Here is a 20299-nt window from a genome sequence, read left to right as displayed (position 1 = left end):
TTCGCTTTGGCCGTTGCCGTTGCTCCGGCCTCGGCGGGTGCCGGGCGCCGCCCGGCCGTAACCCCTTACTTCTTCGCGCGCGGCTGGTTCAGCGGCTCCATCGCGCGGAAGCGCTTGCTGTACTCGTCGGTCAGGTTGCGCGATTCCTGGCTGTTGCGCACGATGGTCGGGGTCAGCAGCACGATCACTTCCGAACGACGGCTGGTGCGGGTCTTCTGCCCGAACAACGCACCGACCACCGGAATCCTGCTCAGCCCCGGGATGCCGCTGCTGCCGTCGGTGGCCGAATCGGTGATCAGGCCCGCCAGCATGATGGTGTCACCGCTCTGCACCGCCGCTTCGGTGGACAGCTTCTTGGTCGAGATGCGCGGGTTGCAGTTGCGCTCGGTCGGGTTGCAGGCCTCCGGCACGTCCGAGGCGCTGCTGACTTCCTGCACGATGTCCAGGAACACGGTGCCGTCGCGGGTCACGCGCGGGCGCACCTTGAGGATCACGCCGGTGTCGATGTACTGCACCGAGCTGTAGGTGCTGGTGCCCACGCCGGTGTTCACCGTGGTGGTGTTGATCGGCACCTTGTCGCCGACGTTGAGCGTGGCCTCGGCGTTGTTGCGGACGAACACCGACGGCGTCTGCAGCAGGCGCAGGTCGGTCACCTTGTCCAGTGCACTGACCACCGCGGCCGCGTTGTGGCCGGTGAAGGCCCAGCCCACACCGTCATTGCCGGTGACGCCGCCGGCGAAAGTGTTCCACGAACCACCTGCAGCCGGCGGCAGGGTCAGGCCCGCCAGGGCTCCGGTGAGCGCGCGACCAGCCACGGCATTGTCGAAGAACCAGTTCACGCCGTACTTCAGGTCACCGGTCAGCGCGACTTCGGCCACCTGTGCCTCGATGTGTACCTGCAGCGGCATCACGTCCAGCTTCTCGATCACCTCGCGGATCGAGCGCCACGCCTGCGGCGTCGAGCGCACCAGCAGGGTGTTGGTTTCCTCCACCGCCGACACGCCGACGCGGTCGCCCTCCACTTCCAGGCTGACACTGACGTTGCCGGGCTGGCGCTGCGGCAGGTTCAGGCTGCCATTGCTGCTGCCACTGCCACTACCACTGGTTCCGCCCAGCGTCGAACCCAGGTTGCTGCTGCTGTTGTCCATGCCACGGTCGCCGTCGCCGCCCAGCTGCGACGGAATGGCGCCCGGTGCCAGCGAGGCCGGGCTGGAGCCGCCGCGGTTGCCACTGCTGGCGAAGGCCTCGCTGAGGCGCTCGGCCAGGTCGCGCGCCTTGATGTAGCGCAGCTCGTAGGAGAACAGGCGGGCGCTGCCACCAGCGGTGTCGATGCGATCCAGCCACTGCTGGATCTGGTCCAGGTAGCGCACCTGCGGCGTGATCACCAACACGGCGTTGGCATTCTCCAGCGGCAGGAAACGGAACATGCCGGCGCTGGGCGTCTTGCTCTCTTCGCCGAACACCTTTTCCAGGTCGGCCGCGACCTGCTCGGCCTTGCCCGACTGGATCGGGAACACGCCCACCGACATGCCCGACAACCAGTCGACGTCGAAGATCTCGACGGTGCGCAGGTAGTTTTCCAGTTCCGCGCGGGTACCCCCCAGGGTGATCACGTTGCGGCCACTGTCCACGTTGACGATGGCGTTGGGGCGCGCGTACGGCTCCAGCACCTTCTTCATTTCGGTGGCGGAGATGAACTGCAGCGGGACCACACGGACTTCGAAGCCGCGCGCGCTGGCCGCGGGTGCCGTGCTTGGCGCGACCGTGCCGGCCAGCGCCTGGTCGGCGGCGACGATGTTGTAGCGCCCACCGCTGTAGACCATCCGCGCGTTGTTCCAGCCCAGCACCATCTCCAGCAGGTTCAGTGCCTGCGCCGGCGATACCGGCTTGGGCGTGGCCAGGGTGACCGTGCCCTGCACGCCTGGCGCGATCACGTAGTTCTGGCCAAGCATGTCACCAAGGATGGCCTTGACCACCGCATGCAGCGATTCGCCTTCGAAGTTGAAGGTCGCCTCGCCGGTACTGGCACCGTGCAGCGCCGGTGCCGGCGCACGCGCGGCCTCGCGGTTGATCATGGTGCCGGTGCCGCGGCGGATCACCGCCTGCGGTGCCCCCTGGCTTTCACGGGCGGCATCGGCAGCGACATCGGCTGCCTGGCCGGCGTCGGCGCTGGGCGACAGATTGCCGTTGCGCTGCACGTGCGGCGCGGACACCGTACTGCAGCCGACCAGCAGCGCGAGGGCAAAGGACCAGGGAAGAAAACGCAGGTTCATGCATTCACTCTATCGGTTGGTGCCATCGCCCGGGGGCGGCGACGGTTGTTGCTGCTGTTGCTGCAGCTGGCGGCGGCGGGCCTGGATGCGCTCGCGGATGGCCTGCATCTGCGCTTCACTGGGACCGTTGTTGTTGGCCGGTGGGGTTGTTGCAGCGGCCGCCGCAGGCGCTGGTGCATTGCCAGCGGGCGACGGCGATGGGATTGCCGCGGGCGGTGGCGGCGCCGGCGGAGCGCCCGCCGAGGGCGGCACCACGATCGCACCTGCAGGCGGTGCGCCGTTGGCACCGCGCAGCACCGTCGGCGGCTCACCGCCCTGGCCGTTGAACACCGCCAGTTCCAGGACCTGGTTGCCACCAGGGCCGATCACCGTCGCCTGGCGCGGCTGCAGCGCCACCAGCTGCCAGCCATCCACGGCTTCGCCGTTGAGGCGCAGGCGCAGCGAGCGGTTCTGTTCGGTGGTGAACGTGGCCATGCCGAAATCGCCGGTCAGCAGCACACCGGTGAGGCGCAACGCGGCGCTGGCCGCCGGTTCGCTGCCACCCAGCAGATAAGGCCGCGGCCTGCGGTCTTCGGCGAACAACGGGCGCTCACCGATCGCGCTGTAGCTGTCGGCGCTGGACATGCGCTCGGCCGCCAGCGGCGGCAGCGATGGCAGCGATGGCGCGGCGTCGGCATCACCGCCGGCACCCGGCAGCTGGCTGCCCAGCCCGAAGCCGGTCGCCAGCCAGACGGCGACCGCCCAACCGGCCAGCGCCAGCAGGAAGCCGGTACGCAGGCTGATCTGCTCAAGCTTCATCGGCCACCTCCTGCCCTTCGGACGGGGGCGCCGGCTGCGGCGCAGGTGCGGCCTCGGCCGGCGACGCGGACGGTGCCGGTGTCGCAGCGGGCGCCGGAACCGTGCCATCGGCGGCAGCGCCCGGCAGCAGATAGCCGGCCAGCTCGAAGGACACGTCCAGGCCCAGCCCCGATTCGTTCGGTGATTGCTGGAAGCGCTGCGCGATCAGGTTGAGGTTGTCGACGAACAGGCGTGGGCTGCCGGTTTCCAGGCTGTGCAGCACGGTGGCCAGTTCGGCCACCCCGCAGCGCAGGCGCACCTGCATGGCGACGCGCACGAACTCGGCGTCGCGCCGGTTGTCGGTCAGCGGCGTGCGGTTGCTGATGGTGCAGCTGCGGTTGCCCGGGCTGGCCATCGCCACCGCATCCTGCAGCCGGGCGCCCAATGCAGCGGCGGCAGCTTCGGCAGTGGCTTCGCGCAGGAAGCCTGGCCGCTGCTGCAGTGCCTCGCGGGTAGCGCGAAGGCGCTGTTCGATCTGCGGCTGCTGCTGCAGCTGCGCCTGCACGCGCGACTCGCGTTCGCGCAGGGCGGCGACATCGGCATCGATCGCGCGCAGCGGCTGGGTGAACCAGGGGTGCACCAGCAGCAGATAGGCCAGGCCCAGCACTGCCAGCAGCAGTGCCAGCGCCAGCCAGCGGTCACCGCGTGCGCTTGGCATCGGCATCGGCCGCCTCCGGGGTTGGTGCGGCGGCCGGCAACGGCTGCAGTTCGGCGGTCATGGTGAAGCGGTCGCGGCCACTGGCCGCGCCATCGGCCTGCAGCACCCCGGTCAGGTTGACCTTGCGCCACTGCGGTGCGTCCTGCAGCAGCTGCACCAGCTGCGACGCCTCGCGGCTCAGGCCGATCAGCTGCAGGTTGTTGTTCTCGATCGCCAGCTTCTCCAGGTAGGTACCTTCCGGCAGGCGCCGGGTCAGTTCGTTCCAGATTTCAACGGTGCCGGCGCGCTGGCTGCGCTGCTTCTCCAGGAATGCGGCGCCATCGATCAGCGCCTGCAGCTGTGCGCGTTCGCTGGCCACACCTCGCGCACTGCGCGCGCTGCGCTCGACCTGTGCACGCAGCTCATCGGCGGCGGCCTGGCGGTTGTCGAGCAGCTGCACCGCGGCCAGTACCAGCATCACGACGGCAGCCACTGCCAGAAGCAGGTTCCAGCGTCGCATCGGGTCTGGCCGCAGTTGGCGCTGTGCGGGCGGCAGCAGGTTCACCTGCAGCACGTTGCCCTGCGCATCGATGGCATCGACGCCCGCCAGCGCATCGGCCCATGGGCCCACACTGGTGCGCCATGCGTCCAGCTGCCGCAATGGCCACGCCACCAGTTCGACCTGCAGCTGGCCCTCGCCGCCCGCGCCGAGCTCACGCACGTCATAACTGACCTGGGATGATTCGAACGGGGTCTGCCGGTCGATCTCGAAACCGACCACGGCGCGCAGGCGGTCGGCCGCTGCAGCGGGCAGGCGCAGGCTACGCCGCAGGACGTCCGTCGCCGGCAGCAGCCATACCCGCGGCAGAGTACGCAGGCGAGGCTCCAGCACGCGGTCCAGCTCCACCGGCGACAGCGGCCACGGCAGGCGCGCCACCGCTTCGCGGCGTTCGCCGGCTTCACGCCAGACCTGCAGCTGGTCGCCCTCGTGCTGCAGCAGCAGGCGTGCCTGGCCCCAGCCCAATGCCCATTGCCAGCGCACCGGCACCCAGGCCAGCAGCGACTGCCGCCACCAGCGCAGGAAACGGCCGGCGCCCGGGCCGATCCGGCCCTGCACCTGCCGCAGACTGTCCTGCCACGCCGTCATCTTGCTGTCATTCCCTGCTCCCAGCGAAGCACTGTGTAAGTCCGCCCGGGAACCCCGCCCGAGCCACTGCGTACCACTGCCTGCAACACCGACCTGCGTCCACTGCCGTCGATGGCACCGGACTCGATACTATAGGTGCCGCTGCTGCTGGCAAGCGTTGTCGTGCCGCCAGCGGAATCTGCATCACGCTCCTGCTGTGCGCGCTGCGCCATCACGCTGTCCGCATCCAGGCCCAGCGCGGTCAGCACCGGCGCGCTGGCGAACTGCGGATCCGGCCGTGCCTGGCGGCTGTAGAGGGTCAGGTGCGGCAGCATCGCCCGGTACAGGGGTCCGCGCATGCCGAGGACCCGCTGCAGCTCGCCCAGGGTCTCGAAGCGCTTGTTGCGTGGGCCGTAGGGCAATCCGGCTGCGGCGTAGTCCGGCGCTTCGGCGCCACCGCCCGGTTGCAGCAGGCTGTCCTCGTCGCGCCAGTCGATGATGGCGCCGGCCAACTGCCGGGCCTGTGCATCGTCTTCGCCCAGCGCCTTGAGGAAGGCGGTCAGCAGTGCGGCGTCGGCCAGGTTCAGGTTGATCTTGCCGTTCTCGTCCAGCACCTTGATCTCGATGCTGGCGTCGTCGAACTGCCAGCGGTAGGTACGGCCATCGGCACGCCAGGGCGCCCGTTGCGGATCGGCTGACAGGCGCAGGAGGGCATATTCGAGGCCGGCGCGCGCACGTTCCTGCCCGCGTGCATCGTCATCCAGCACGCGCTGCTGCAGGTGCTCGACCCGTGCGCTCAGCGCGAACGCACCGACCAGCGCCGTCATCAATGCGATCAGCCACAGCACCAGCACCAATGCCGCCCCGCGCTGACGGCTCATCGCGTGCCTCCACTGCCACCGGCACGCAGCGCCACCACCAGTGGCGGCCACGGCGCGCCCCGGGATGGCACGATCTGGATTTCCACCAGCATCGGCAGGCGGCGGGTGTCATCCCAGCGCGGCAGCCAGTCGGTCACCTGCCCGGTGCTGGCATCGATGCCGCGATAGCGCAGCTGCACCGACTTCAGGTTGTCCACCAGCACCTCCGGCGGGCGCGGCGGATTCTCGGCGATGCGCTCGCCTTCCTGCAGCAGCACGAGGTCCAGCAGCAGGCGCTGTTGGCCACCGCGTCCGTCCACCTGCAGCGCGTGCAGGTAGGGGCCGCCATGGCCGAGGTAACCGGGCAGGTCGGCGGCGAACAGCATGCGTTGCTCCTCGCCCTGGAAGAAGATGGGTTCGCGGGTGGGGTCCGGGGCCTCCAGCGGGGTGCGCAGTGCACCCGCCAGCTGCCTGCGCAGCAACGACTCGACCGCGCGCATGCGTTCGCTTTCAGCGGCGATCTGCTCGCCGCGCTGGCTGACCGCCATCGCCGAGCGCACGCTGGCAAAGGCCAGTGCCAGGCCGCCGGCCAGCAGCACGGTGGCCAGCATCACTTCGACCAGGGTGAAGCCCGCGGCGCGCCGCTTCATCGCGCGTTCTCCAGGTCGGGCGGCAACAGGCGCAGGCTGCGCCAGTGCAGTTGTTCGCGCTCGCTGTCGCCCCAGCGCACCCGCAGCTGCAGCTCGGCCAGCCATGGGGTGCCCGCTGACGTGGCCTGCACGACGTTGCCGGCGCGTGGCTCGACCCACGGCTGGACCTGCAGCTCCCAGTGATAGCGCCCCTGTTCCCAGTCACCCTGCTGGCTGCCCACCTGCAGCGGCGCGTCGACACCGGCCTGGGCCAGCAACGACTGTGCATGCAGCACCGCACGCGTGCGCAGCTCGGCGTCACGTACCTGCTTCGCGCCACCGGACAGGCTGCCCAGCAGCAGGGTCAACGCCAGGCCCAGCAGGGCGAAAGCGATGATCACTTCCAGCAGGGTGAAGCCACGCGCGCGCCGCTTCATTGCGCCCGCCAGGGGCCGGAGCGGACCTCGCCGGTCAGCCAGCCGACGTCGACGCGCCATTCGGCACCGTCGCGCTGCAACCGGATGCGGCCGCCGCTGGAGCCACCATCGGGATGGAACTCGATCACGCCCTGCCCCGGCGCGGTGGCCAGCTGTGCGGCACCTTCGAACTGCACCTGCAGCTGTGCCGGCAGCTCACCGTGGCGCTGGTTGGCCCCCTCCCAGCGGCGCCGTGCCGGTTCGATCACGAAGCGCTGCGGTTCGCCGCGGGCGATCGCCTGCGCGCGCACCATGCGCAGCTGGCTGGCAATGTCCTTGCCGGCGCTGCGCAGCTGCATGCCGGCGAACCCGCGCGACAGGCCGGCGGCGGTGATCAGGCCGATCGCCGCGATCAATGCGATCACCAGCAGCATTTCCAGCAACGACAGTCCAGCCGCGCGCCTGCCGTGCAGGCGCGGGCGTGGCAACCGGCGCGGCAGGAAGTGCGTCATGCGCGGTTACGGCTGGTAGCGGATGTCAGCGTCGACGCTGCTGCCGCCAGCCTTGCCATCCTTGCCCAGGCTGACCAGCTCATACGGCTGGCCTTCGCCCGGCGCCCGGTACTCCAGTGCGTGGCCCCACGGGTCATTCAGGTCGGCGGGCTTGGCGTACGGGCCGAGCCAGCCGCCGACACCGGCCGGCGCCGTCACCAGGTCGTTGAGCGTGGCCGGCAGCTTGCCGGTGTCGATCTGGTAGTTGTCGATCTTGGAGGCGACGGTCTGCACCTGCGCCTTGGCGATGTTGGCCTTGCCACGGTCGGCGCCGCCCAGCACGCGGCTGGCGACCAGGGTCAGCACCGCGCCGATCAGCACGATGACGATGATGATTTCCAGCAGGCTCATGCCCGACTGGTTGCGCGCGGCGGTGAAGGAAAGGCGGATCGGTCGGCGACGGGCAATCATGGACGGTCCTTTCAGTTGCGGAGTATCGGAGTTGCAGGGAGTGCCATCGTCAACCGATGGCATTGGTCAGGTCATACAGCGGCACCAGCACAGCCACGATCACCGCGCCGACCACCGAGGCCAGCACCAGGGTGATCGCCGGCACCATCGCCGCCAGCATGCGGTCGATGCGCCGGGCGCTGTCCTGTTCGAAGGTGTCGGCGGCCTTGAGCAGCATGGTATCGAGTGCGCCGGATTCCTCGCCGACCTGGATCATCTGCAGCGCCAGGCGCGGGAACCGCTTGCCGCGCGACAGGGCCAGCGACAGGCCGGCGCCGTTCTTCACTTCATCCGCGGCCGTTTCGACGTCAGCGGCCAGGGCGCGGTTGCCCAGCACGTTGCGCGCGATGCCCAGTGCGCCCAGCAAGGGGACGCCGTTGCGCAGCAGTGTGCCCAGCGTGCGCGCCAGCCGGGCGGTTTCCAGCTCGCCGATGAGGCGACCGATGCCACGCCGCTGCAGCAGCCAGCCATCCAGCGCCAACCGGAACGCCGGTTGCCGCGCCTTGCGCTCGAAGAACAGCACCAGCACGCCGGGCACCACCAGCAGCAGCACCCACCAGTCACGCACGAACAGGCCCAGCTGCAGTACCGCGTTGGTGAACCACGGCAGCGCCACGTCCAGGCTTTCGTACATCTGCGCGAACTGCGGCACCACGTAGCCGAGCAGGAACAACAGCGCGCCACCGACCACCACCAGCAGGATCGCCGGGTAGACCAGCGCGTTGATGACCTTGCCCTGCAGCGCGCGGCTGCGCTCGAGGTAGTCGGCCAGGCGTTGCAGGGTTTCATGCAGGCTGCCACCGGCTTCGCCGGCGCGCACCATGTTCACGTACAGGCGCGAGAACAGCCCATGCTGGCGCTCCAGCGCGGTGGACAGCGGTGCGCCACCGCGCACCACGTCGCGGATGTCGGTGATCGCGCGGCGCGATCGTTCGTCCTCGGGCAACCCCAGCAGGATCGACAGCGCGCGGTCCAGTGGCTGGCCAGCACCGAGCAGGGTCGCCAGCTGCTGGGTGAACTGCAGCAGCGCGGCCCCCTGCAGCGGGCGCTGCTGCAGCAGGTTGCGCCAGCTGCTGCCGCCGATCGCGCCGGCGTCGGCCAGCTGCGTCTCCATCGGCAGGTGGCCCTGGTCCTGCAGGCGCGCGATCAGCTCGGCCTCGCTGGCCGCTTCCATCTGCCCATCGAAGACCTCGCCATGCGGATTGAGCGCCTTGTAGCGATAGTTCGGCATGTCAGCCCCGGCGTCCTGCACGCATCAGCTTTCCTCGGTCACGCGCAGCACTTCCTCGATGGTGGTCTGCCCGCTCAACGCCTTGGACAGGCCATCCTCGTACATGGTGCGCATGCCGGCCTCGCGGGCGATGCGCTCGATCTCGCCCATGCCATCGCGGCGCATCACCGCACGGCGCAGCGCATCGTTCATCACCAGGAATTCCATGATGGTGGTACGCCCCAGGTAGCCGGTCGGTGCCAGCGCAGACGGCTTCGGGCGGTACAGGTGGATCGGCCCTTCCGGCTGCAGGCGGCGCAGTTCGAACCGCTCGATCTCTTCCGGCGAGGCTTCGTAGCGCTCGGCGTGGGTCGGCTCCAGCCGGCGTACCAGGCGCTGGGCCAGGATGCCGTTGATGGTGGACGTGAGCAGGTAGTCCTCCACGCCCATGTCGAGCAGGCGGGTGATGCCACCGGCGGCGTTGTTGGTATGCAGGGTGGACAGCACCAGGTGGCCGGTCAGCGCCGACTGGATGGCGATGCGCGCGGTTTCCAGGTCGCGCATTTCACCGATCATGATGATGTCCGGATCCTGGCGCACGATGCTGCGCAGGGCATTGGCGAAGTCGAGGCCGATCTGCGGCTTGGCCTGGATCTGGTTGATGCCTTCTATCTGGTATTCCACCGGGTCTTCGACCGTGATGATCTTGACGTCGGCGGTGTTGAGCTGGCTCAGCGCGGTGTACAGCGTGGTGGTCTTGCCCGAGCCGGTCGGGCCGGTGACCAGCAGGATGCCATGCGGCTGTTCCAGCACCTTGCGGAACTGCGGCAGGAAGGCATCGGTGAAGCCGAGCCGGTGGAAATCGAACACCACCGTTTCGCGGTCCAGCAGGCGCATCACCACGCTTTCGCCATGCGCGGTCGGTACCGTGCTCACGCGCAGGTCCAGCTCCTTGCCCTGCACGCGCAGCATGATGCGGCCGTCCTGCGGCAGGCGGCGCTCGGCGATGTTGAGCCGGGCCATGATCTTGATGCGGCTGATCACCGCGGCGGTGAGGTTGGCCGGCGGGCTTTCGCCCTCCACCAGCACGCCATCGACGCGGTAGCGGACCTTCAACCGGCTCTCGAACGGTTCGACATGGATATCCGAAGCGCGCAGCTCCACCGCACGCTGGATCACCAGGTTGACCAGGCGGATCACCGGTGCTTCCGACGCAAGGTCGCGCAGGTGCTCGATGTCGTCGACCGCACCGCCCTCGCCATCCGCGGTTTCCACGATCGCACCCATCGCGCTGCGGCCCTGGCCGAACCAGCGCTCGACCAGGTCATCGATCTCCGCGCGCATGCCCAGCACCGGTGTCACCGGAACCCCAAGGGCCAACTGCACGGCCTGCTGTGGATAGGCGTCGTGGGCATCGGCCAGCCACAGCCGCACCCCGTGTTCATCCAACTCCAGCGGGCACACATGGAACTGCTTCAGGAAGCGCAGCGACAGCGGAAGTCCCTCGGCCAGCGCCTGCGGCGGGGCCTCCGGCACCTGCTTGCCCTCCAGCAGCGGCAGGCCCAGCACCTCAGCGCTGGCCTGTGCCTGGTCGCGTTCAGACACCAGGCCCAGGCGCACCAGCAGGCCCAGCAGGCTGCCGCCGGCCTCGGCATGCAATGGCCGCGCGCGTGCCAGGTCTCCTTCCTTGAGCCGGCCGCGCGCCAGCAACGCATCCAGGATGCGGCCTTCGGCGTCGTCGGTAACGGTTGCAGCGAGCGCGTTCACGTGACTCTCCTGTCAATCGGCCCGACTTTAGCAGTTAAGCCGTGATTTCCGCCGCCCTGCGGCCACCTTTCGTAAAAAGACGAAGCCCGTCACACAGGGTGACGGGCGTCGGCCGTTCAACTACGACACGAGGTGATTACTGCGTGGCGAGAATGCTCACGCCGTTGTATGCCGCTTCGCCCGCCACCTTGATGTAGTAGGTGCCCGCCACCGGCTTGTTCACCCGCACCGTTTCGGACGTGCCGGGACGGGTCGACTTGCCGTCGTTGTCGCTGGCGCTCGGCTCACGCCCCAGGGCAATGTAGACCGAGACGTTGCCGGTGCCACCGTAGGTGATCACGCTGAGCTGCTTTCCGGCGACGGCTTCGAAGCTGTACAGCTTGCTGCTGCCGGCAGCACCGTTCAGGCCGCCGACTGCGGCCTTGTTGGTCAGCGGCGTGGCCACCGGCCCGCAGTTCTCGGTGCACGGTTCTTCCAGTGCCTTGGCCAGCGCGGCCTTGGCATCCAGGATGCCGGTACCGATCGGGGTCGCCGCCGGGATGGCGACCGGGAACGGACGCGCCGTTTCCTTCAGCAGGGTACGCATCGCGGCCGGGGTCAACGGATCCTTGCCCTTGGCGATCAGTGCGCTCTGCACCAGTGCCGCAACGGCGGCCACATGCGGCGAGGCCATCGAGGTACCGCCCATGCCCATGTAGCCAGGCGTGCCCGATTCCGGCGTGGTGGCCGCATTGGAGCCGGTCTGCCAGATGTAGCCGCCCGGGTTGCCGTCGACACTGCCGCCACCGCCCGGACCGGACAGGTCCACGCGGGCTCCATAGTTGGAGTAGTAGGTGATGCCACCGGTGATGCGGGTGGCACCCACGGTCACCACGCCTTCGCAGCTGGCCGGCTGGTACTTGGACGCGTTGTCGGCTTCATTGCCGGCAGCCACCACCACCGTGGTACCGCGCGAGATCGCGCCGTTGATCGCGTCCTGGTAGGTGCTGGCGCAGGAACCACCGCCCCCCAGGCTCATGTTGATGATCTCGGCCGGATTGGTGTTGGCCGGAATGCCGGTCACGGTACCGCCGGAGGCCCAGGTCACCGCATCAGCGATGTCGGACAGGTAGCCGCCGCACTTGCCCAGCACGCGGACCGGCAGCACCTTGGCCTTGTAGGCGACACCGGCCATGCCGACGCCGTTGTTGGTCTGCTCGGCCACGGTGCCAGCGACGTGGGTGCCGTGCCAGGAACTGTCGTCGGCCAGCGAGCCGTCATAGCACTCGTTGTCGTTCTCGACCCAATCACCGTAGTCCTGCGCACCCGGCACGCGATCGTTGGTCGGGCGCCGCGAGGTCTCCGCATCGCTGATGAAGTCGTAGCCTTCCAGCAGGTTTCCGACCAGGTCCGGATGCTGCGGCAGGACGCCGGTATCGATCACTGCCACCACGATGCCCTCGCCCTGCGAGACATCCCACGCCGCCGGTGCGTTGATGCCGCCGACCGCATTGTGCAGATGCCACTGGTTCTGCTGGTAGAAGGGATCGTTCGGCACCAGCGCCGGCTGCACGTTGCCGGCACGCAGTTCGCTGCGGCGCAGTTTCACGTCGGCTTCGGCGTACTGCACCGACGGATCGGCCTTCAGTTCCTTCAGCACGCGCTGCAGTTCGGCCGGTGCCAGGCGGCCCTGCACACGGATGAGGTCCGCACCGGTAGACAGCTTGCGGACCACCTGCGGGCCGAGCGTGCTGGCGCGTGACGTGCCGCCGGAGAGACTGGCACGGGTCAGTGCGGACTGCACGGTGGACAGCTTCGCCGAGCGGTCGGTGGCGGCAGCAGCGCCGGCCCGGTACTTGACGATGATGCGCTCGGTACCCGGCTGGGCGGTGCTGGCCTGGCGCACCGGTTCACGGGTCGGCAACCCGGCGGCGTGGACGGCACCGACCGCCGTCATCGACAGCACGGCGGCGGCAAGCACATTGATGCGAAGGTTCTGCTTCTTGATCACGTCGAATTCCTCTTCTGGGTCATGGATCGAACCAACACTGCGGCCATCATTCCTTGACGACTCCCGGCCGGCCCAGCCGGGATTGCCGTGACCTCCCCCCAGGCCCTCACTGCAGGTACGGCGCCGGCGTGGGTGGCCGCCGGCGCGATGGAGTGGCTTACCAGCCGAAGCCGGCACCGACGCCGACCGAACTGTCGTCACTGCTGAAGGCGCCGCCGAAGGTGACCGTGGCGCGATCGCTGATCGCACGCTGGTAACCCAGCGACAACGCCGACTCGCCACCCTGGAAACCGATGCCGACGCCGACACGGTTCTGGGTGCGGATACCGGCGGCACTGGTAGCCATGTTGAGCATCGCTGCGCTCATCGCGCCCTGGCGGTCGATGCGGCGGTCCATGTGGCGCAGGCGTCCGTCGATCTCGCCCTTGAACACATCGAAGCTGTCGGCAACGGCCTGGACGCGACTGTCGGTGTAGCTGTTCGCCGTCGCCATGCCACGATCCAGCTGGCCCTTGTTGACGGCGTCGGTGGCGGTGGTGCCCGCGGCGACGTTGGTGACCTGGCGTTCGTTGCCTTCGCTGCCCACCGAGACCGTGTTGGCACGATCGGCAACCGAGCCCTGGCCCAGCGCCACGGCATTTGCCGCCGTGGCACTGGCGCCCTGGCCGATGGCCGTGGACGAAGCGCCGCTGGCTACCGCGCCATCGCCCATGGCCACGGCGTTGAAGCCGGTGGCCGGGGTGCCGACCGGAATGCCCGCCCCCGCCGCGGCCACCGTCGGCGTGCCCTGCACGCGTGCGGTACTGGCCGGCGCGGCATCGGCCGTTGCCGGTGCGTCGGCCACGCTGGCCTGCGGGCTTTCATCCAGCGAAGCACTCATTGCGCGCAGGCTGGACGCGCCTGCACGCGTGCCACCGGCAGTACGACGGTCAATCTCACTGACCTTGCGGTCCAGCGCGCCCAGCGCATCGCCGACATTGCTGTAGGTGGCGCCCTGGATCACGTAGTTCGGCGCCACGAACACACCCTGCATGCCGACGCTGGCACCACCGCCGAGGAAGCTGGCGGCATCACTGAGCGACTGGAACAGCTGCCCGCCATTGATCGCCTGGCGGCTGCCGGCGGCGATGTTGCCCGCGCCGACGTTGTCGATGGTGGTGCCCTGGAAGCCGGACAGGGTCAGGCGGTCACGGCTGGCGTCGTCATAGCCGACGGCGCTGGCCGCCGTGGTCTCGACCGTGGCGATGCGCGAGTCGAAATCACCGACACGGGTTTCCACGGCGCCCACGCGCTGGTTGGTGACGTTGAGCTGCGAGCCGGTGACCGCGTCGCTGCTGCCGGCGGCGATGCGGCCGTCGGCCACATTGACGATGCGGCGCGCGGCCGGGCCATCGGTGCCGTTGCCACCACCGACCGACACCACGTTGGCATCGAGCGCACGCGAGCCCGCACCCAGTGCCACCGAGTTCGCACCGGACGCGCCGGCACTGTTGCCCAGTGCAAGCGCACCGTTGCCGATGGCCATCGCGTTGGCACCCAGCGCATTGCTGCGTGCGCCGCTGGCACTGGCGGCCGAACCGATCGCTGCGGCATCGCTGCCGCTGGCACTGGCGGTACCCGCGCCGCTGGCCTTGACGTAGCGTGCGGTGCCATCGGCGGTCGCCGCGACCGCATCGAGCTGGCCACGATTGACTGCATCGGTGCGCTCGGTACCGGCGGCGACACGGGTGATCTGACGATCACTGCTGGCACTGCCGACCGACACGGTGTTGGCACGATCAGCCACCGAGCCTGCGCCCAGTGCGATGCTGCCGGCCGCCGAAGCGTTGGCACTGACACCCACCGCGGTGGCGTTCGCACCGGTGGCCTTGCTGCCGTAGCCCACCGCAGTACCCAGTCGACCACTGGCTTCGGCGTAGCTGCCCAGCGCCGAGGCGCCATCGGCCGAGGCAGTGGCGCGGAAACCGCTGGCCTGCGACTGCGTGCCGCTGGCCGTGGCCTGCGCGCCGCTGGCGGTGCTGTAGGCGCCCTTGGCCTGGGCGCCGGCGCCGGTAGCGCTGGCGCCGAGTTCACTGGCGCTGGCAGCGCTGCCCACGGCCACGCTGTCGACACCACTGGCCTGTGCGTTGGTACCCAGTGCCGCCGCGTTGCTGCCGGTCGCCAGGGCGTCGGCGCCTACCGCCGTGGCGTTGGCGGCCATCGCGTTGGCGCCACTGCCCAGCGCGGTGGCACCGTTGCCGATGGCGTTGGACGCGTTGCCGGCGGCCAAGGCGTTGTCACCGTCCACCAGGGCACCGGCCTCGCCATCGGCATTGCCGCTGGCCTGGAACTGGCGGCTGGTCCTGTCGGCGACGCTGGCAACGGCATCCAGCTGGCCCTTGTTCACCGCGTCGGTGGCTTCGGTACCGGCTGCCACATGGGTCACCTGGCGTTCGCCACCGGCCTTGCCGACGGCCACGGTGTTGTCACGGTCGGCCTTGGAGCCGGCACCGAGGGCGACACTGTTGCTGCCGTTGGCGGTGGCGTTGGCGCCCAGGGCCGTGGCATTGCTGCCGGCGGCCCACGAGTTCCAGCCGATTGCCGTGGCGTAGTCTTCGGTCGCCCATGCGCCGGCACCGAACGCCGCCGCACCGGTGCCACTGGCACGCGACGGGATCAGGCCGAAGAAGGTGCTGCCACCGATGGCCACGCTCTCCTCGCCGCTGGCCTCGCTGGACTGACCCACCGCCACGGCACCGGTACCGGCTGCAGCAGCACCGAAGCCGACGGCGGTCGTGTTGGCACCACTGGCCGCCGAGCCGTAGCCCAATGCGGTGCCGAGGCGTCCACTGGCCTCGGCATAGCCACCGACGGCAGTGGTGCCATCGGCAGAGGCGGCACTACGGAAGCCGCTGGCCAGGGCCTGCGTGCCGCTGGCGTTGGATTCGGTGCCGGTTGCCGTGCTGTACGCACCGCTGGCCTGTGCACGCGCACCGACCGCGCTGGCGCCGAGCTCGCTGGCGCTGGCACCGGTGCCGAGCGCAAGGCTGTCTTCACCGCTGGCCTGCGCTGTGCTGCCCAGCGCCGCCGCATTGTTGCCGGTGGCCAATGCATCGATGCCCACGGCCGTGGCGTTGGCCGCCAGCGCGTTGGCACCGCTGCCCAGCGCGGTGGCCCCGTTGCCGATGGCGTTGGCCGCATCGCCGGCCGCCAGCGCGTTGTCGCCCTCGACCAGTGCCCCTGTTTCGCCATCGGCGTTGCCGCTGGCCTGGAACTGCCTGCTGGTCTTTTCCGCTGCGGCGGCTACGGCGTCGAGCTGGTTCTTGTTGACCGCATCATTGCCCTGCGTGCCATCAGCCACGTTGGTGATCTGGCGGGTGTTGCCACCGCCGCCGACCGACACGGTGTTGTCGCGGTCGGCGATCGAATCGGCACCCAGCGCCACGCTGTTGGCAGCGCGCGATTCGGCGGCGTTGCCCAGCGCGGTGCTGTTGATGCCACCGGACCAGGCGCCGCCACCGACGGCGGTGGAGTAGTTGCCCGATGCTTCGGTGGCCAGCACGCCGAACAGCGATCCGCCGACGGCGACGCTGTTGGTGCCGGTGGCCAGGCTGCCCTGGCCAGTGGCGGTGCTGTAGGCACCGGAGGCTTCCGAATCACCGCCCAGCGCCACGCTGTTGGAGCCGGAGGCATTGGCGAAGTTGCCGAAGGCTGTGGCATTGAAGGCCGAGGCCTGTGCATAGCCACCGATGGCGGTGCTGTAGCCGCCGGTCGCCTCGGCACCGATGCCGAACGCTGCCGACGCGGTGCCACTGGCGACACTCTCGCTGCCGACCGCGGTGGCGCCGCTGCCACTGGCATTGCTGAAGTACCCCACTGCCACCGCCTCCTCGCCGGAGGCTTCGGACAGCACGCCGGTCGCGGTGCTGCCAGCACCGCTGGCGATGCTGGCCGCACCGAACGCCGCACTCTGCTCGCCACTGGCCTCGCTTTCCGCACCCTGCGCGGTTGCGTATTCAGCGGTCGCCTGTGCATTTGCACCGACCGCGCTGGCGTTGGCGGCGCTGGCCAGGGCGTTGACGCCCAGTGCCTGCGCATTGCTGGCCAGCGCGTTGGCGCCACTGCCGAGTGCGGTGGCCCCGTTGCCGATGGCGTTGGCCGCATCACCGGCGGCCAGCGCGTTGTCACCGTCCACCAGTGCACCGGCCACATCACCGCCGTTGCCGCTGGCCTGGAAGAAGCGGCTGGTGGTGGCTGCCGCGCCCGCCACGGCATCCAGCTGCGCCTTGTTCACCGCGTCGGTGGCCTGGGTACCGGCGGCGACGTTGGTCACCTGGCGTTCGTTGCCGGTGCTGCCGACCGAAACGCTGCGGGCGCGGTTGGCGACCGAGCCGGCGCCCAGTGCGACGGCGTTGCTGGCGCTGGCGTTGCTGCCGGCACCGAGCGCGATCGCGCTTTCACCACCGGCCACCGTGTTGGTGCCGATGGCGATGCTGTTGAGGCTGTTGCCCAGCGCCTGGAAGCCGAGCGCCACGCTGTTGTCGCCATAACCGAATGCGCCGCGACCGACGGCGGTGGAGCTGGTGCCGTTGGCCCAGCTGTTGTAACCGATGGAGGTCGCACCACTGCCACTGGCCCAGGCCGCGTTGCCAAATGCCGAGGCATTGGTGGCCGTTGCCCAGGCGCCGGAACCGAACGCACTCGCCCCGCTTGCGGTAGCCCAGCTGTAGCCACCGACGGCGGTGCTGTCGTCACTGCTGGCGAAGGCGCTGTCGCCAACCGCAACCGCGTAGCTGCCGGTCGCACGCGACTTGCCGCCGGCCGCGAAGCTGTTGTCTCCGCTGGCCCTGGCGGCGTTGCCGAACGCATTGCTGGCAGCACCGGTCGCCTGCGCACCACTGCCGACCGCTGTGGCGTCGGCGACGGCAGTGGTGCCGACCTGCTGTGCCGTACCGTCGGCACCGATGATCGGCTGGTTGTACTCGTCGTAGGCCTGGCCGAGGCCACCGATGGCAACACCGCCATTGCCGGTGGCGTTGCTGTTGCGACCCACCGCCACGGCGTCGTCACCGATGGCCGAGGCTGCTGCGCCCTGTGCAACCGCGCCGGCGCCGATCGCATTGCTCGACGAACCCGCCGCAACCGCACCTTCGCCCTCGGCCAATGCACCCGCATCGCTGCCTGCTTCCGGCTGGGCCTGGAAGAAGCGCGCTGTGCTGTCGGCGGTGCTGGCCACCGCGTCGAGCTGCGCCTTGTTCACTGCATCGGTGGCTTCACTGCCCGCGGCGACGCTGGTGATCTGCCGTTCGTTGCCGGCACTGCCCACGGCCACGCTGTTGGCACGCACCGCTTCGGAGTTGGCGCCGAGCGCAACGCTGTTGGCACCGCGTGCGGTGGCGTAGTAGCCCACGGCGGTGCTCTGCGCGCCGCTGGCCCAGGTCTGCGCGCCGAGCGCGCTGGCGTTCTCGCCCGGTGCGTAGGCGAAGTAGCCGACCGCAGTCGCTTCGGCGCCGGACGCTTCGGTCAGGCTGCCGTTGGCCACCGCGCGATCACCGCTGGCGATGGCGCCGGCGCCGACGGCGGTCGACGCTTCGCCGCTGGCCTGGGTCTGCACGAAGAAGCCCAGGCCTGGAATCAGATCGGCCGGGCCGCCGATGGCCACGCTGCTGGTGCCGGTGGCATTGCTCTGCGTACCCAGCGCGGTGGAGTAATCACCGATGGCATTGGCAACCGCACCGAACGCGGACGACTGCGCGCCGGCGGCATATGCGCCCACGCCAAAGGCAGACGCGGCGAAACCGCCGGCCTCGGCACTCGCACCCACCGCAGTACCACCGACACCGGCACTGGTGGCGCCGGTTTCCACCGGCACGCCGCCACTGGTGATCAGCGGATTGCCATCGGCATCCACCGCAGCACCACCGACGGCGACACTGCCTGGGCCGTTGGCCTGCGCGTTGTTGCCGAACGCGGCACTGTTCTGACCTGAGGCCAGTGCGTTGTTGCCCACCGCGGTCGCGTTCTGTGCGACGGCATTGGCGCCCGCGCCCACGGCGGTGGTGCCGTTGCCGATGGCGTTGGCCGCCTCGCCAGCCGCCAGCGCCTCGTCGCCCTCGGCCAATGCACCCGCATCACTGTTGCTGCTGCCCGTGGCCTGGAAACGCTTGGCGGTGGCATCGGCCACGGCGGCGACGCCCTTCAACTGGCCGACGTTGACCGCGTCGGTGTCTTCGGTGCCCGCCGCGACGCTGGTGATCTGCCGGGTCAGGCCGTATTCGGCGGCGCCGACCGACACGGTGTCGACACGGTCGGCCAGCGAGCCGGCGCCCAGCGCCACGCTGCCGGTGGCGACCGCCGCCGAGTTGGACCCCAGCGCGGTGCTGTACTCACCCACGGCAGTGCTGAACGCCCCCACCGCGATCGATGCTTCATTGGCGGCAGTGGCGCCGCGGCCCAGTGCGGTGCTGCCCGGGCCCATCGCCACGGCACCACCGCCGACGGCCGTCGCGCCATCGGCAGTGGCTTCGGACAACGCACCGAGTGCGGTGGCCGCGCCGTTCTCGCTGGCTGCGTACGCGCTGGCGCCGACGGCTGTATCGCCAAGCCCGAACGCGGCCGCGCTCTGCCCGACCACCACGCTGGCATCGCCGATGGCCAGGGCGCCCTGGCCGAAGGCACTGGCGCCGAGACCGGCGGCAATGGCCTGGGTTCCGATGGCGGTGGTGGCGTTGGCCAGCGCCTGTGCACCGGCGCCGGCCGCGACTGCGCCCTGCCCCTCGATCTTCGCCGCGTCGCTGTCATCGCCTGCGCCGTCGGCCTTGAAATAGCGGTTTCCATCGGCGGCGACATCAGCCAGCGCGGCCTGCGTGGCGCGCGCCTGCGCGTCCAGCTGCGCCTTGTTCACCGCATCGGTGCCCTGCGTGCCAGCAGCCACGTTGGTGATCTGCCGCTCCTTGCCGGCATCGCCGATGGACACGGTATTGGCCCGCGTGGCCTTGGAGCCAGCGCCCAGCGCCACGCTGTTGGCGGCGCTGGCATTGCTGTTGCTGCCGATCGCCACCGCGTTGCTGCCCTTGGCCGTGGCCGAGCCTTCGATCAGGCACTTTTCCAGCAGCTTGCCGCTGAATGCAACGCAGGTGGCGCTGCCGCCGATCTGCACCGACTGTGCCGTCGCGCTGCCGCTCATGCCCAACCCCAATACCAGGCCCAGTGCCACCGCCAGCAGTGCGGGCGTGGCCTGTGTCGCATCGCGGCGCTGGTCGACGACCCCGCCACTGCTGCTGTCGGAGGAGGCCAGTTCCGAGGCCACCACCAACTGACCCAGTGCTTTGTTCCAGACCTTGCGATAAATCCGATTCATCGGTACGGCTCCTGATTGGACTGGTTTTGGGCAAAGCAACGCCACCGCTGGGCTTTCCGGCCCAACGTCCCCTGGGGGCGTTTATTCGCGTGATTTACTGCGGGGTATTGCCGAACGGCGCGCAGCGACAGAAAACCGAGCGCGTGCGCCAACCGGTTACTGCGAAATGAATGATTCTGAAACGGGGTTCAAGTGTTAACGGCAACTTTGCAGA

General features: G+C 69.6%; 13 protein-coding genes. All 13 read right to left on the bottom strand.

Annotated features, from left to right (window positions below; genetic code table 11):
- Positions 1 to 65 precede the first annotated feature (65 nt).
- A complete protein-coding gene (gspD, locus tag QP609_RS02965; protein ID WP_014645898.1) occupies positions 66 to 2273 on the bottom strand; it encodes a type II secretion system secretin GspD in 2208 nt (735 codons plus the stop codon).
- Between the two features lie 9 nt (positions 2274 to 2282).
- Positions 2283 to 3071, bottom strand: coding sequence for a general secretion pathway protein GspN (locus QP609_RS02960; RefSeq protein ID WP_164077865.1), 789 nt, complete (start codon positions 3069 to 3071; stop codon positions 2283 to 2285).
- Complete coding sequence (gene gspM / locus QP609_RS02955; RefSeq protein WP_239510540.1) at positions 3061 to 3768, bottom strand: type II secretion system protein GspM; 708 nt, start codon at positions 3766 to 3768, stop codon at positions 3061 to 3063. Before gspM ends, QP609_RS02960 begins: the two co-directional genes overlap by 11 nt.
- The gene (locus QP609_RS02950; protein WP_164077867.1) at positions 3749 to 4894 is read right to left on the bottom strand and encodes a PilN domain-containing protein; all 1146 of its coding nucleotides are present in this window, start codon (positions 4892 to 4894) and stop codon (positions 3749 to 3751) included. Before QP609_RS02950 ends, gspM begins: the two co-directional genes overlap by 20 nt.
- The gene (locus QP609_RS02945) at positions 4891 to 5754 is read right to left on the bottom strand and encodes a general secretion pathway protein GspK (RefSeq protein ID WP_046428741.1); all 864 of its coding nucleotides are present in this window, start codon (positions 5752 to 5754) and stop codon (positions 4891 to 4893) included. The genes QP609_RS02950 and QP609_RS02945 overlap by 4 nt, the downstream gene beginning before the upstream one ends.
- On the bottom strand, positions 5751 to 6383 hold the full coding sequence (locus QP609_RS02940) for a type II secretion system protein J (protein WP_164077869.1): 633 nt from the start codon (positions 6381 to 6383) through the stop codon (positions 5751 to 5753). The genes QP609_RS02945 and QP609_RS02940 overlap by 4 nt, the downstream gene beginning before the upstream one ends.
- Entirely contained in the window at positions 6380 to 6799 is a 420-nt protein-coding gene (locus QP609_RS02935; protein ID WP_032956500.1) for a prepilin-type N-terminal cleavage/methylation domain-containing protein, read from the bottom strand. The genes QP609_RS02940 and QP609_RS02935 overlap by 4 nt, the downstream gene beginning before the upstream one ends.
- Positions 6796 to 7290, bottom strand: a complete 495-nt coding sequence (locus QP609_RS02930) for a GspH/FimT family pseudopilin (protein ID WP_046428736.1) — start codon at positions 7288 to 7290, stop codon at positions 6796 to 6798. The genes QP609_RS02935 and QP609_RS02930 overlap by 4 nt, the downstream gene beginning before the upstream one ends.
- A gap of 6 nt (positions 7291 to 7296) precedes the next feature.
- Positions 7297 to 7740, bottom strand: coding sequence for a type II secretion system major pseudopilin GspG (gspG, locus tag QP609_RS02925; protein ID WP_014645890.1), 444 nt, complete (start codon positions 7738 to 7740; stop codon positions 7297 to 7299).
- A 49-nt stretch (positions 7741 to 7789) separates the two neighbouring features.
- Positions 7790 to 9010: a type II secretion system F family protein gene (locus QP609_RS02920; RefSeq protein WP_032956504.1), complete on the bottom strand. Its 1221-nt coding sequence runs from the start codon at positions 9008 to 9010 to the stop codon at positions 7790 to 7792.
- Between the two features lie 24 nt (positions 9011 to 9034).
- Positions 9035 to 10756: a type II secretion system ATPase GspE gene (gene gspE, locus QP609_RS02915; protein ID WP_014035931.1), complete on the bottom strand. Its 1722-nt coding sequence runs from the start codon at positions 10754 to 10756 to the stop codon at positions 9035 to 9037.
- A 136-nt stretch (positions 10757 to 10892) separates the two neighbouring features.
- Complete coding sequence (locus QP609_RS02910) at positions 10893 to 12746, bottom strand: S8 family peptidase (protein WP_164077871.1); 1854 nt, start codon at positions 12744 to 12746, stop codon at positions 10893 to 10895.
- 157 nt (positions 12747 to 12903) lie between these two features.
- Complete coding sequence (locus QP609_RS02905; protein WP_197621113.1) at positions 12904 to 20085, bottom strand: ESPR-type extended signal peptide-containing protein; 7182 nt, start codon at positions 20083 to 20085, stop codon at positions 12904 to 12906.
- Between the last annotated feature and the right edge of the window lie 214 nt (positions 20086 to 20299).

The organism is Stenotrophomonas sp. 8(2023) (genome assembly GCF_030345295.1).
In the GTDB taxonomy this organism is placed as follows: domain Bacteria; phylum Pseudomonadota; class Gammaproteobacteria; order Xanthomonadales; family Xanthomonadaceae; genus Stenotrophomonas; species Stenotrophomonas muris.
This window is presented reverse-complemented; position numbering and strand designations above follow the sequence as displayed.

Coding starts and splice junctions, on each gene's coding strand:
- gspD (WP_014645898.1), bottom strand. CDS start 2,273: ATGAACCTGCGTTTTCTTCCCTGGTCCTTTGCCCTCGCGCTGCTGGTC.
- QP609_RS02960 (WP_164077865.1), bottom strand. CDS start 3,071: ATGAAGCTTGAGCAGATCAGCCTGCGTACCGGCTTCCTGCTGGCGCTG.
- gspM (WP_239510540.1), bottom strand. CDS start 3,768: ATGCCAAGCGCACGCGGTGACCGCTGGCTGGCGCTGGCACTGCTGCTG.
- QP609_RS02950 (WP_164077867.1), bottom strand. CDS start 4,894: ATGACGGCGTGGCAGGACAGTCTGCGGCAGGTGCAGGGCCGGATCGGC.
- QP609_RS02945 (WP_046428741.1), bottom strand. CDS start 5,754: ATGAGCCGTCAGCGCGGGGCGGCATTGGTGCTGGTGCTGTGGCTGATC.
- QP609_RS02940 (WP_164077869.1), bottom strand. CDS start 6,383: ATGAAGCGGCGCGCCGCGGGCTTCACCCTGGTCGAAGTGATGCTGGCC.
- QP609_RS02935 (WP_032956500.1), bottom strand. CDS start 6,799: ATGAAGCGGCGCGCGCGTGGCTTCACCCTGCTGGAAGTGATCATCGCT.
- QP609_RS02930 (WP_046428736.1), bottom strand. CDS start 7,290: ATGACGCACTTCCTGCCGCGCCGGTTGCCACGCCCGCGCCTGCACGGC.
- gspG (WP_014645890.1), bottom strand. CDS start 7,740: ATGATTGCCCGTCGCCGACCGATCCGCCTTTCCTTCACCGCCGCGCGC.
- QP609_RS02920 (WP_032956504.1), bottom strand. CDS start 9,010: ATGCCGAACTATCGCTACAAGGCGCTCAATCCGCATGGCGAGGTCTTC.
- QP609_RS02905 (WP_197621113.1), bottom strand. CDS start 20,085: ATGAATCGGATTTATCGCAAGGTCTGGAACAAAGCACTGGGTCAGTTG.